The following is a 12,148-nucleotide window of genomic DNA, read 5'->3' on the forward strand; positions in this document are numbered from 1 at the left end:
AGATTTGGATAAACAATATGCTGCGCACAAGGTGCACAGCATTCAAAGTTAGCATGAAATGTTTAGTTTGCTAGAAAATGCTCTTTGAAGAATTCCAATTGATAATCCAATGTTAGAGGATCATTGAAGTAGAATTCATTTGCATTTGCTGTAAACACATGATTATTTTTAACTGCTGGTATATTTTTATAGGAGTCTGTTTCTTGATAGGAGTTATCTTGGTCTGCGTATTCGCTAATAATCAAGTAATCTCCAACATATTCAGGCAGTACTTCTGTTGATAAAGCATAGTAACCATCAGTAAGTGCCATTTCTTTTACTTTTTCCGGCATTTTCAGCTTCATTGCTTGATAGAGGATTTCTGTTCCACGACCCCAATTGTCGCCGAATACATACATTTGCTTATTAAAGTTCTCGATGACAGAGACTGTTGCATCTTCTCCTATTTTTTCCTTTATTTCTGTTCCAGCTTTTTCAGCTCGTTGCTTAAAATCATCAATCCAAGCTTGCGCTTCTTTTTCTTTATTTAGCACCTTTCCAATTTCAAGATGCTGTGTTAAATAGTCTACCTTTCCATATGTAAAGGTTACAGTAGGTGCTATTTCTTTTAATTTATCGGCGTTTTTAATAGTAGATAATCCAATTATTAAGTCAGGCTTTAATTCAATTATTTTTTCCAGATTCTCATCTGATACTTCTGCCACATCTTTTAGTTTGGAATCAAATCTTGGGTTGAGCTTTGACCAGGAATCGACGCCAACGACGTTAACTCCTAATGACATTACGCTTCCAGCAAAGGAGGACAATACAACTACACGTTGCGGGTCTGCTGGAACCTCAACAGGTCCATTTTCTGATTGGTACGTAATCGTTTCTGATTTTTTGTCCGCTTCTTTAGTATTACTGCTAGTTTCAGCTGCTTTATTTCCACAAGCACTAACTAGTAGCAACAAGATTAGAATCATTGGCATTAAGAACTTCTTCATTATTCTGTTCTCCTTTTATTAGGTGGTAAGTTAAGCAAATCGGTTTGTTTGTGCGAGGGTCTTCCCCTATTTCTGCATCAATTTGAAAAACTTTTCTTAAAATATCCTTTGTCAGGATATCAGTTGGGCTCCCTGCCTTAACTACCTCGCCATCTTTCATTGCGATAATATAGTCAGCAAACCTTGCTGCTTGATTCAAATCATGGAGAACCATTACAATTGTTCTGCCCTGTTCTTCATTAAGCTTTTGCAATAATTCAAGCACTTCTAACTGATGTGCCATATCTAGGTAAGTTGTCGGTTCATCAAGAAAAATAATATCTGTTTCCTGTGCTAGAGCCATGGCAATCCAAGCACGCTGCCTTTGACCACCAGATAGTGCATCGACAGATCTGTCTTTAAATTCCATCGTGTTGGTGGATTCTAATGCCCAGTCAATCGCTTCAATATCATGCTTTGTTAGTTTCCCGAATCCTTTTTGATGGGGAAAACGTCCGTAGGATACTAGCTCCCCGACTGTTAAGCCTGCAACACTCTCAGGTGTTTGGGGAAGGATTGCCATTTCTTTTGCAAGCTGTTTCGTATGTATTTTGCTAATATGCTTGCCATCCAATAAGACAGAACCCGATTGGTGTGGGATAATCCTTGTCATTGCTTTTAATAATGTGGATTTTCCACATCCGTTCGATCCGATAATTGTGGTGATTTTGCCATCTGGAATAACTACATCAAGATTTTTTACTATTAGTCTTTCGCCATAACTGATGCTTATATCCTCTGTATATAAACGCCCCATCGTATCCTCCCGTGATATTTTTTATGATAAATAAGTGAGAATGATAATCATTTTTGAACAAGTAAATCTTATTATCGTTTCATATTTCTGTCAATATTCCATTGTAAAAAATTTAAAAACAGGTTATGATACTAATTGAGAATGAGAATCAATTTAAATTTAATCCCAAACCATAGGAGTGAAGTGATATGGAAAATACAGAAATATTCGATGTGACGATTATTGGTGGTGGACCAGCAGGACTTTACTCTGCTTTTTATAGTGGTTTAAGAGAAATGAAGACAAAAATCGTTGAATTTTTGCCGCATTTGGGAGGAAAGCTCCATCTGTATCCTGAAAAGATGATTTGGGATGTAGGCGGCGTTACGCCACTTCCAGGAGAAAAGCTAAGAGAACAACTTGTGCAGCAAGGGTTGACATTTAATCCGGAAGTTGCCTTAAATACAAAGATTACATCTATACGCAAAAACGCGGAAGGATGTTTTATATTAGAATCAACCAATGGTGAGCTGCACTATTCGAAAACAGTAATTGTTGCGGTGGGCAGCGGCATACTTACCCCTCAAAAAATAAAAATAGAAGGTGCTGAAAGATTCGAGGTTTCTAACCTGAACTATACTGTTAAATCACTGCTGCAATTCAGGGATAAAACTGTAGTTATCTCAGGTGGAGGCAATTCAGCGATAGATTGGGCACTTGAACTAGAGCCAGTTGCGAAAAAAGTATATATAACATGCCGAAAAGACAGCTTTAGAGGACATGAGGCTAAAGCGACACAGCTTATGGAAAGTAAGGTAGAAATCTTGTTCCATACTTCCATCACGAAGCTTATCGCGAAGGATGGTCATGATACAATTGATTCAGTTGAAGTAACAAATGATCAAACAGAAGAAATAGCACTGATCGATGTTGATGAAGTTGTCATTAATCATGGCTACGAAATGGATTCCTCTTTATTGAAGAACAGTGAATTGGATATAGAGATGCGCGAAGAATATTATATTTCAGGTACGGCTAATAGTGAGACATCTGTTGCAGGACTTTTTGCTGCTGGAGATATTTTGAAGCATGATGGAAAAGTTCATTTAATTGCAGGTGCTTTCCAAGATGCAGCGAACGCAGTAAATAAGGCAAAGTTGTTTATTCAGCCTGAGGCTAATACAAGCGGAATGGTTTCTTCTCATAACGAGGTATTTAAAGAACGCAATAAAGATATTGTTAAAAATATGATGCAGTGTGATGATTGTACACAAATGAAGGTAAAAATATAAATAAAAATAGAAAATCCACTGTCAGTGACAGCGGATTTTTTTCTATTCTGCAGAAACGGCCATTTTTAATGCATCAACAGGCTTTCCTGTTGTCGATAGTTCGTAAATAGTGTCTCCGTCTTCCCAAATTATCCTTGTTTCAGCATTGTCTTCTCCAGCTGGATAGCTAACCTCAACAAAGCCATTATCATTTGGTGCAGGGAGAGAATGGGACTCTAAATATTCAACCATCTCCTTGCCGACTGCTTCTATATCCCGATTGTCAGCAGAAACAGTTTTAACTTGCATAACCCATCTGCCTTCCTTCCATTGTAGATAAGTGCTTCCAGCAGCACCCTCTATCATTCCTTTAATACCGTATCCTAAATCGACAGACATATCCTCTGGAATATCCTTCTCGTTGAATGTTGGGAACGTATTACTAGCTTCACTAGTAACATTGGCTGAAAATTTTGCCAGTGGCTGTACATTTTCATTTGAAGTTAATGAAGGATCATTTATATCCTTCTTTGTTTCAGAAGAATAGAAGCTGACATTATAGCTGTCTAATGTGTTATCGTCGATATTAACGGCCACATAATTACCGGTTGCTACCGGAACGGTTTGTGGAAGTACCGCCTTTTGCATTATTAGCTGGTTCTTGACGTCAGCTATCCATTCACTGTTTGTATTGTCCTGTGAAGCAGCAGGCTTGTTCGTTGTTTGCTCTGCCTGTACTTGATTGCTGTCAGCAGACACCTTGTCGTTATTAGCCTGTTCATTTGCATTACAGCTTGTGAGAAAAAGGAGACTACCTGTGACCATTATGGGAAAAATCTTCATATTAATTCTCCCTTCTTTTTTTCTTGTTACTTTTTTATTCCCTATCCTTACAAAAAAATGAGTGAATTTTTTAAAAAACTTAAAAAAATAATAGAATAGGAAGCAGGCCTATTCATAGATTATGTAATGAGATATTACAAATTAAGGTTTCCGAATGAAAGTTAGTAAATATATTAGTAAGTTTATATTTTAGCATAGTATCTATGTATTTATAGGAGAAAGCAGATTATCTTAAAACGACCTTTAAAAGTGAATTGAAATTTATGTTAGAATTTCTTCGTTATTTATATTGTAGAAGTAGAAAATTGTAGAAATTTCCCGTTTTTTTGTGTGAAACAAGTCCTAAATAACGTTATGTGTTAATAAATATTACATGAGTTTGGCATAATCAGGGTATTGCTTTATATATAGAAATGCGGTTAATATAATAATCACATTAGTAAAATTATTCAAAAAACTTTTGGCGAATATGAATAATTGGAAGCTAATGAAATGATAGAAAGTGCCGATAAGAGGGAAGTAAAGCTAATTAGAAACAAAACTGTCACAAATTTTCAGATTTATTTAACTAGTTAAAAATTATACTGGACAGCAAAGACAGCAGTGTACTAGAATAGCAAATATGTTTCAAAGAAATAGAGAAAGAGCTTTGGAGATTTTGTTATTTTCAGAATACTTAAACAAAATGGGGGATTCAAACATGAAAAAGAAGCTTAGTTATTTGTTAGCAACATCTGCTTTAGCGGCAGGAATCTTGGCTGGATGTAGTCCAAAAGGTGAAGGCGGCGCTAGCAGTGATGAAATAAAAATCGGTGTTAACTTGGAGCTTTCTGGCCAGGTAGCATCATATGGTCAGTCGTTAGAAAGCGGTATTGATTTGGCAATTGAAGAAATCAATGCAGACGGCGGAATCGACGGCAAAAAAATCGTTCCAGTAAAGGTTGATAATAAATCAGATCTTACTGAAGCAACAAATGGTGCTCTTAAACTAATTGATCAAGATAAAGTATCTGCAATTATCGGGGCTGCAACAAGCGGTGATACAGTTGCTCAAGTACAAATTGCAAATGATAAAAAGACAGTATTGCTTACTCCATCAGGAACGGCTCCAAATGTGACGGTAAACGATGATGGCTCTGTCAATGATTATGCATTCAGAACATCCTTTATCGATCCGTTCCAAGGAAATGTAGCAGCAAACTTCGCTTCGGAAAAACTGAATATTAAAAAAGCTGCAATTTTTGCTGACAGTGCCAGCGACTATGCGAAAGGTTTAGCGGCTGCGTTTAAAGAAACCTTCGAAGCAAATGGGGGAGAAATTGTATCAGAAGAAGCTTATGTGGCAAAGGATACAGATTTCAGCTCAACACTGACAAATATTAAAGCGAAAAAACCAGAGTTCGTATTTATCCCAGGTTATTATGAAGAGGTTGGACTAATCATCAAGCAAGCTCGTGAAATGGGTATCACTGTTCCATTTATGGGAGCTGACGGCTGGGATTCACCGAAGCTTATCGAACTTGCTGGTGCAGAAAACTTAAACAACACATTTATCACAAACCATTACTCTTCTGAGGATCCAGATGAAAGCATTCAAAAATTCGTTACAGCATTTAATGACAAGTACAGCAAGAGCCCTGACGCATTCAATGCACTTGGCTATGACTCTGTATACTTATTGAAGGATGCTATTGAAAGAGCTGGAAGCACAGATTCGGAAAAAGTGAAAGATGCATTAGCTGAAACAAAAGACCTGTCCTTGATCACTGGTGTAGTTACAATTGATGAAAATCATAACCCAATCAAATCGGCAACAGTGCTTGAATATAAGGATGGAAAGCAAGTCTTTAACTCAAAGGTTAATCCTTAATAGTTCAAAAAATGGGGGGGAGCATCCTCCCTATTTTTATATTTTAGGAGAAAAAAAGGTTAGTTTTGGAAAAAGGAGTGAGAGAACATGGAATGGATACAGCAGCTTGTCAACGGCATCTCTCTTGGCAGCATTTACGCACTTATTGCATTAGGTTATACGATGGTTTACGGAATTATTAAACTGATAAACTTCGCCCATGGAGATGTCTTTATGATTGGCGCCTTTATTGGCTTTTATTCGATTACTGGATGGGGGCTTAGCTTCTTTCCTGCCTTGCTTGTATCGATGGCAGCTTGTGCTGTTTTCGGAGTAATCATTGAAAGAATTGCTTACAAGAGGCTTCGTAATGCTACGAGGATAGCGGCGTTAATTACAGCTATCGGCGTATCCTTATTAATAGAATATGTATTTATTTACTTTAGGGGAGCCGGTCTTGTTGCTTACCCGAATGTATTGCCAACAAAAACTTTTGACTTCTTTGGTGCTCAAATCAGCAGCAAGTCATTATTAATCCTAGGAACATCTGTAACATTAATGCTTATATTGCAATTTATCGTTCATAAAACAAAAACAGGAAAAGCAATGCGTGCCGTTTCTCATGATATGGATGCAGCAAGACTTATGGGAATAAATGTAGACAGAACTATTTCTGCTACGTTTGCGATTGGATCGGCATTAGCAGGTGCTGCCGGAGTTATCTTCGGTGCATATTACACAAAAATTGAACCATTAATGGGAGTCATTCCAGGCCTGAAGGCGTTCGTTGCTGCAGTACTAGGCGGCATCGGCATCATACCAGGAGCAATGATCGGAGGGCTTATATTAGGCCTTGTCGAAACGGTTGTAAGTGCATTAGGCTTCTCGCTTTGGAGAGATGCTGCTGCATTTATCATTTTAATTTTGATTCTTATCTTCAGGCCTGCAGGCATTTTAGGCAAGAATACGAAAGAGAAAGTGTAGGTGAGAACGATGAAAAAATCAAAAAGTTTTTGGGTATTTTTGGTGCTTTCCATTATTGCCTACAGTGTAATCCAATATTTAATAACATATCAAGTAATTGACTCTGTATACAGCAATATGATTATCTTAACAGCAATTAATATTATGCTGGCAGTTAGTTTGCATCTTGTAATTGGGATAACTGGTCAGTTCTCTATTGGACATGCCGGATTCCTTGCTGTTGGTGCGTATGTATCAGCAATTGTAACGATGAAATTACAGCTTCCTTTCCCTGTAGCAATTATAGCAGGTGGTGTGGTTGCTGCTTTAGCTGGATTATTGGTTGGGATTCCGACCTTGAGATTAAGAGGAGATTATCTAGCGATTGCCACACTCGGATTTGCAGAAATTATTCGTATATTCTTTTTAAATATTGATTATGTTGGTGGAGCTGCTGGTATGCAGGTTTCTCACTTAACTACATGGACATATGCATTTATTTGCTTGTTCATCACTGTTTTGGTCATTGTAAACTTCACGAACTCACGACATGGCCGTGCCGCAATCTCCATTAGAGAAAATGAGATTGCAGCAGACGCAATGGGAATAAACACGACTTATTATAAAGTTGCTGCATTTGCAATTGGCTCTTTGTTCGCTGGGGTTGCCGGAGCATTGCAGGCACATAATTTCTATATTATCAGTCCAACCAACTTTGGTTTTTTAAAGTCCTTTGACATTCTTATTTATGTTGTTTTAGGCGGATTAGGAAGCTTGTCCGGTTCCGTGATAGCAGCTGTCTTCTTAACGATTATTTCAACATTTCTGCAGGACTATCCATCAACACGGATGATTATTTACAGCCTTGTTCTTGTTATTGTGATGCTGTATCGTCCGAAAGGATTGATGGGTACGATGGAGATCACTGATTTATTCAAGCGGAAAGGAGGCGGCTCAAATGACAAATAATACAGCTCTATTGCAAGTGAAGGGTGCAGGCATTCAATTTGGTGGTCTAAAGGCAGTATCAGAAATCAATATAGAGCTTAACCGCGGCGAATTGATTGGCTTAATAGGACCGAATGGTGCAGGGAAAACAACAACCTTCAACATGCTAACAGGTGTGTATGCACCAACAGAAGGAGAAATTGTGTTTGATGGGAAAAAGCTGACGGGTCTAAAGCCGTTCCAAGTAACAAGACGCGGTATCAGCAGAACCTTCCAGAATATTCGTCTTTTCAATGAGTTAACTGTCCTTGATAATGTTAAGGTTGCTTATCATTCCTTAGCAAAGCATTCCATGATAAGCAGCATTCTTCGCCTTCCTTCCCATTTTGCTGGTGAGAAGGAAATGGAGGAAAAGTCAATTGAGTTCCTGAAAATCTTTCAGCTTGAACGTTATAAAGATGAAAAGGCAAAAAACCTGCCGTACGGCCAACAGCGGAGACTGGAAATTGCCAGAGCACTTGCTGCAGGACCTAAATTGCTTTTGCTTGATGAGCCTGCAGCCGGCATGAATCCTCAAGAAACACATGAGCTCATGGAGCTGATTGCATTTATTAGAAAGCAGTTTGACTTAACAATTCTTTTGATTGAGCATGATATGCCGCTTGTTATGGGAATCTGTGAGCGCATTTATGTTTTGGATCATGGACAGCTGATAGCAGCAGGAACTCCTGATGTAATCCGCAATCATCCAAAGGTAATTGAGGCATATTTAGGCGAGGAGGTTTCAGAATAATGCTGAAAGTAGAAGACATCAATGTTTATTATGGAAATATCCAAGCATTAAAGGGAGTCAGCCTCGAGGTGAACGAAGGTGAAATTGTAACGCTTATCGGAGCAAACGGTGCAGGAAAAAGCACCCTTCTCAAAACATTGTCAGGACTGTTAAAACCGAAAAAAGGCAGCATCCAGTATTTGGGTAAGCCTATTTCAGGAAAAGCTGCTCAAACAATTGTTAAAGCAGGTATTTCCCACGTACCAGAAGGACGCAGAGTTTTCGCCAACATGACAGTTGAAGAAAATCTTGAATTAGGCGCCTATTTGCGTAATGATAAAAATGAGATAAAAAAAGACCTAGAAAAGGTATATGAGGTGTTTCCAAGATTACAGGAACGGAAAAAGCAGTTGTCTGGAACGCTTTCAGGCGGTGAGCAGCAGATGCTTGCAATGGGAAGAGCTATCATGGCAAGACCAAAGCTATTATTGCTTGATGAACCATCCATGGGCTTAGCTCCCCTGTTTGTTAAGACAATATTTAAAGTAATTCAGGAAATAAATCAAAGTGGAACAACCATTTTATTAGTAGAACAAAACGCCAATATGGCTCTGTCGATTGCAGACAGAGGCTATGTCATCGAAACAGGCAAGGTTGTGCTGTCAGGCACAGCTGCTGAGCTGCAAGAAAGTGACGACTTAAAGCAAGCCTATCTTGGCGGGCATTGATGATTTTGGTAAGCTGCCTTTAGCGAGGCGGCTTTTTTTTATGGGGAGAAGTAAAAAAAATTTGCATATTTATATAATCCTTAAGTGAATTAAGTGGATAATTGGATAAGAAGTGATTACAAAGTAGTACCATTACCACTTATGTCCTTGTAAAATAAAAAGGGATTAAATGTATTCGTTTTCAGTGCTTGGATGGTGCGATTAACTAGCAGGCGGATAAGACATTAAAAAACAACTTCTAACAGGGGGTTAAATCATGAATTTACTTATAACAGGCGGTGCTGGGTTCATCGGCAGCAATTTCATCCGCTATATGCTTGATGCATATTCTGATATGAATATTGTTAATCTAGACTTACTGACATATGCAGGAAATTTTAATAGCTTAGCTGATTTCGAAAATAATCCTCACCATCATTTTGTCCGAGGCAGCATTACAAATTTTGAGCTTATCACTCATTTGCTGGATGTTCATAACATAGAAGCTATTATCAACTTTGCAGCAGAATCCCATGTTGACAGAAGCATTGTTAATCCAGGTGCCTTTGTGGAAACAAATGTGCAAGGAACATTGACTTTATTGGAGGCAGCAAAGGAGAAACGGGTCGGCAGGTTCATTCATATCTCGACAGATGAAGTTTATGGCAGTCTTGGCAAGGAGGGTTGTTTCACAGAGCATAGCCAGCTTGCCCCGAATAGTCCTTATGCAGCAAGCAAGGCGGCAAGTGATATGCTTGTGCGTTCTTACTATAAGACATATGGTTTAGATGTGAATATAACAAGATGTTCTAATAACTATGGGCCATACCAATTTCCAGAAAAACTTATTCCGTTACTCATTACAAATGGTGTTGATGGGGAGATTCTCCCTGTTTATGGAGACGGAGAAAATATCCGTGATTGGATTCATGTTAAGGATCATTGTGCTGCTATTGACTGTGTGCTGCGAAAAGGAAAAAAGGGTGAAGTATATAATATAGGCGGAAGAACAGAGATGACCAATAATGAAATAGCCCATCTTATCATGGATAGGTTGAACCTTCCAGAAGACAGGCTAAAGTATGTGGAAGACCGTCCAGGCCATGATTACCGTTATGCTATTGATCCTATGAAGATAGAGCAGGAGCTTGGCTGGAGGCCTGCCTATACATTTGCAGCCGGTATGAAAGAGACGGTAGACTGGTATCTAACAAATGAATCATGGTGGCGTCCTTTGAAGGAAATACATGCGGGCAGCAAAAATGGTTAGAAATCAAGGTAACTATTGGTTTTTAGTAGTTGTTAATAAAAGCACACTAAAAGGAATAAAAGTGTGCTTCTCCATTATTTACCGCTGATAAATGGATAGGTCAGGATGGCTGCCCTTTGTGATTACATCACGAAGTATCTTCGCTAATGCCATACTGTAGACAAGCCCATTATCACCATAAGCCATCAAAAAATAACAGTTTGGAAACTCCTCATATTCTCCAATTAACGGCAGTCCATCATGTGTTCCTCCATAAAAAGCACCTAAATAGTATTCAGCGTGGATGTCCAATTCAGGAAATAGCTTTTTGCATTCTTTGATAAGCTTTTCTTTTCGGCTGATGATTTTTGAATCTCGCTTATCGGCATTCGCTGTATTTTCGTCAAAGCCGCCTATGATAATGCGGTTATCAAGCGTTGTTCTCATATAGATGTAAGGGCGGGCCGTTTCCCATATCAATGTCCGCTTATGCCAGCTTGAGAAATCTTCGATGGGGTTTGTAACGACAGCATAGGAGCTTGCCAGCACACTGTTTTTTTCATTTCTAAATTCAAGATTTTCATAGCCTGCAGCGAAAATCACATGCTTTGCAGTAATAGAATGGCCTTTGTCTGTGTATAAGACTGCCTGATTATTTTCTAGCTTCTTACCGTTGATCCTCGTGTTCTCATAAATAGCTACACCTTTTTTTACTGCACCATCGATTAGAGCATGATTGAATTTAAATGGGTTAAGCTCACCATCATTATACGTATAAAGTGCCTTGTATTTCCCGAAACCGTATTTCTCTTTTATTTCCTGTTCGGACAGCAAAACTGCCTGAAAACCATGCTTTTGAAGATAGGCATACTCTTTTTCCAGTTTTTCGATATCCTCTGGATAGCTTGCATAATAAAGGCTGTCTCTCCGTTTAAAGTCAGAGGATATATCAAGTGCATTTGCCGCACCTTCTATGTCATTGATTGCTTCTTCACATAATTTCAAATGCCTTATAGCCATATCTTCACCGAAGCTGTTCACAAGCTCAAATAGCATCTTATCGCCAAGATACTGAATAAGTGCTGTGTTTGTTGTGGTGCTGCCTTCCCCTACTCTCCGTTTGTCGACTACTGCAACCTTCAGTCCTGTATCCTTTAAGTAATGGGCACATTGGGCACCAGAGCTGCCCGCACCTATAATAAGAACATCACAGCTTATATCCTCGCCAAGACTAGGATACACAGGGGATTCAGGGAAGGTAGTTGGCCAATAGTAGTTTCCAGATTGCAATTTCATTGCATATTTCCCCTCTCATGTTTAATCTGATACTATTAAAATCAATCTAAATTAGCATGTCCTAAAATTTTCAGTTTTACTAATCGAAAAATAAGTAAAGAGGCAGAAGATATGACACCATTTACAAAAAAGGTAATAGAAATCATTCAATCGATTCCAACAGGGAAAGTAATGACATATGGACAAATTGCAAGGATAGCTGGAAGTCCGAGAGGTGCGAGGCAAGTGGTCAGAATACTGCACAGCTCCAGCCAAAAATACCAGCTTCCTTGGCATCGAGTAGTTAATGCACAAGGAGCCATAGTGATAAAAGCCGAGGAAGGAAATTCACTTCAGAAGCATCTGCTTGAGGACGAGGGCGTCATTTTTTATAGAGAAGGTGAATTGGAGCTGAATAAGTATCAGCATTTCCCTCTCGAAGAATGGGAAAGAGACTATTTTGAGGAATAAAGAAGGCGAAAAAACTCCAAAACTTAGTTGTTTTGGAGT

Annotated in this window: 12 protein-coding genes; 8 read left to right on the forward strand and 4 right to left on the reverse strand. The window is 38.7% G+C overall.

The annotated features are described in order from the left end of the window. Positions 1 to 62: 62 nt before the first annotated feature. Together NQZ71_RS02780 and NQZ71_RS02785 are read right to left on the reverse strand one after the other, a co-directional pair. On the reverse strand, positions 63 to 986 hold the full coding sequence (locus tag NQZ71_RS02780) for an iron-hydroxamate ABC transporter substrate-binding protein (protein ID WP_317011259.1): 924 nt from the start codon (positions 984 to 986) through the stop codon (positions 63 to 65). Beyond that, positions 937 to 1,782 (reverse strand): ABC transporter ATP-binding protein, encoded by an 846-nt coding sequence (locus tag NQZ71_RS02785; RefSeq protein WP_317011260.1) that lies wholly within the window; start codon positions 1,780 to 1,782, stop codon positions 937 to 939. Before NQZ71_RS02785 ends, NQZ71_RS02780 begins: the two co-directional genes overlap by 50 nt. 188 nt (positions 1,783 to 1,970) lie before the next feature. Here NQZ71_RS02785 and NQZ71_RS02790 point away from each other — a divergent pair, with 188 nt between their 5' ends. Then, positions 1,971 to 3,053: an NAD(P)/FAD-dependent oxidoreductase gene (locus tag NQZ71_RS02790; RefSeq protein WP_317011261.1), complete on the forward strand. Its 1,083-nt coding sequence runs from the start codon at positions 1,971 to 1,973 to the stop codon at positions 3,051 to 3,053. Between the two features lie 42 nt (positions 3,054 to 3,095). Here the strand turns inward: NQZ71_RS02790 and NQZ71_RS02795 are convergent, their stop codons facing one another. Next, entirely contained in the window at positions 3,096 to 3,875 is a 780-nt protein-coding gene (locus NQZ71_RS02795) for a hypothetical protein (protein WP_317011262.1), read from the reverse strand. Positions 3,876 to 4,575: 700 nt separating this feature from the next. Between NQZ71_RS02795 and NQZ71_RS02800 the strand changes: the two genes are divergently transcribed. The 6 genes from NQZ71_RS02800 (at position 4,576) to rfbB (ending at position 10,384) form a co-directional block, all read left to right on the forward strand. After that, positions 4,576 to 5,745 carry an ABC transporter substrate-binding protein gene (locus NQZ71_RS02800; RefSeq protein ID WP_186304052.1) on the forward strand — a complete coding sequence of 390 codons (1,170 nt, stop codon included), beginning with the start codon at positions 4,576 to 4,578 and terminating at the stop codon, positions 5,743 to 5,745. Positions 5,746 to 5,832: 87 nt separating this feature from the next. Beyond that, on the forward strand, positions 5,833 to 6,708 hold the full coding sequence (locus NQZ71_RS02805; RefSeq protein ID WP_144455033.1) for a branched-chain amino acid ABC transporter permease: 876 nt from the start codon (positions 5,833 to 5,835) through the stop codon (positions 6,706 to 6,708). A gap of 9 nt (positions 6,709 to 6,717) precedes the next feature. Next, positions 6,718 to 7,656, forward strand: coding sequence for a branched-chain amino acid ABC transporter permease (locus NQZ71_RS02810; protein ID WP_127738884.1), 939 nt, complete (start codon positions 6,718 to 6,720; stop codon positions 7,654 to 7,656). Further along, complete coding sequence (locus tag NQZ71_RS02815; protein ID WP_127738885.1) at positions 7,646 to 8,428, forward strand: ABC transporter ATP-binding protein; 783 nt, start codon at positions 7,646 to 7,648, stop codon at positions 8,426 to 8,428. Before NQZ71_RS02810 ends, NQZ71_RS02815 begins: the two co-directional genes overlap by 11 nt. Further along, the gene (locus NQZ71_RS02820) at positions 8,428 to 9,135 is read left to right on the forward strand and encodes an ABC transporter ATP-binding protein (protein WP_144455034.1); all 708 of its coding nucleotides are present in this window, start codon (positions 8,428 to 8,430) and stop codon (positions 9,133 to 9,135) included. The genes NQZ71_RS02815 and NQZ71_RS02820 overlap by 1 nt, the downstream gene beginning before the upstream one ends. 256 nt (positions 9,136 to 9,391) lie before the next feature. Next, the gene (rfbB, locus tag NQZ71_RS02825; RefSeq protein WP_317011263.1) at positions 9,392 to 10,384 is read left to right on the forward strand and encodes a dTDP-glucose 4,6-dehydratase; all 993 of its coding nucleotides are present in this window, start codon (positions 9,392 to 9,394) and stop codon (positions 10,382 to 10,384) included. A 78-nt stretch (positions 10,385 to 10,462) separates the two neighbouring features. Here rfbB and NQZ71_RS02830 read toward each other — a convergent pair whose 3' ends face one another. Further along, entirely contained in the window at positions 10,463 to 11,659 is a 1,197-nt protein-coding gene (locus tag NQZ71_RS02830; protein WP_275008229.1) for an NAD(P)/FAD-dependent oxidoreductase, read from the reverse strand. Between the two features lie 111 nt (positions 11,660 to 11,770). Here NQZ71_RS02830 and NQZ71_RS02835 point away from each other — a divergent pair, with 111 nt between their 5' ends. Then, positions 11,771 to 12,109, forward strand: coding sequence for an MGMT family protein (locus tag NQZ71_RS02835; protein WP_144455037.1), 339 nt, complete (start codon positions 11,771 to 11,773; stop codon positions 12,107 to 12,109). The last annotated feature ends 39 nt before the right edge of the window (positions 12,110 to 12,148 follow it).

Origin of the sequence: Niallia taxi, assembly GCF_032818155.1 — a bacterium.
Lineage (GTDB): Bacteria > Bacillota > Bacilli > Bacillales > Cytobacillaceae > Niallia > Niallia taxi_A.

Bases quoted from the DNA above. Each gene is read 5' to 3' on its own strand.
- NQZ71_RS02795 (WP_317011262.1), bottom strand. From the start codon at position 3,875: ATGAAGATTTTTCCCATAATGGTCACAGGTAGTCTCCTTTTTCTCACA.
- NQZ71_RS02785 (WP_317011260.1), bottom strand. From the start codon at position 1,782: ATGGGGCGTTTATATACAGAGGATATAAGCATCAGTTATGGCGAAAGA.
- NQZ71_RS02815 (WP_127738885.1), top strand. From the start codon at position 7,646: ATGACAAATAATACAGCTCTATTGCAAGTGAAGGGTGCAGGCATTCAA.
- NQZ71_RS02790 (WP_317011261.1), top strand. From the start codon at position 1,971: ATGGAAAATACAGAAATATTCGATGTGACGATTATTGGTGGTGGACCA.
- NQZ71_RS02805 (WP_144455033.1), top strand. From the start codon at position 5,833: ATGGAATGGATACAGCAGCTTGTCAACGGCATCTCTCTTGGCAGCATT.
- NQZ71_RS02835 (WP_144455037.1), top strand. From the start codon at position 11,771: ATGACACCATTTACAAAAAAGGTAATAGAAATCATTCAATCGATTCCA.
- NQZ71_RS02830 (WP_275008229.1), bottom strand. From the start codon at position 11,659: ATGAAATTGCAATCTGGAAACTACTATTGGCCAACTACCTTCCCTGAA.
- NQZ71_RS02820 (WP_144455034.1), top strand. From the start codon at position 8,428: ATGCTGAAAGTAGAAGACATCAATGTTTATTATGGAAATATCCAAGCA.
- NQZ71_RS02800 (WP_186304052.1), top strand. From the start codon at position 4,576: ATGAAAAAGAAGCTTAGTTATTTGTTAGCAACATCTGCTTTAGCGGCA.
- rfbB (WP_317011263.1), top strand. From the start codon at position 9,392: ATGAATTTACTTATAACAGGCGGTGCTGGGTTCATCGGCAGCAATTTC.
- NQZ71_RS02780 (WP_317011259.1), bottom strand. From the start codon at position 986: ATGAAGAAGTTCTTAATGCCAATGATTCTAATCTTGTTGCTACTAGTT.
- NQZ71_RS02810 (WP_127738884.1), top strand. From the start codon at position 6,718: ATGAAAAAATCAAAAAGTTTTTGGGTATTTTTGGTGCTTTCCATTATT.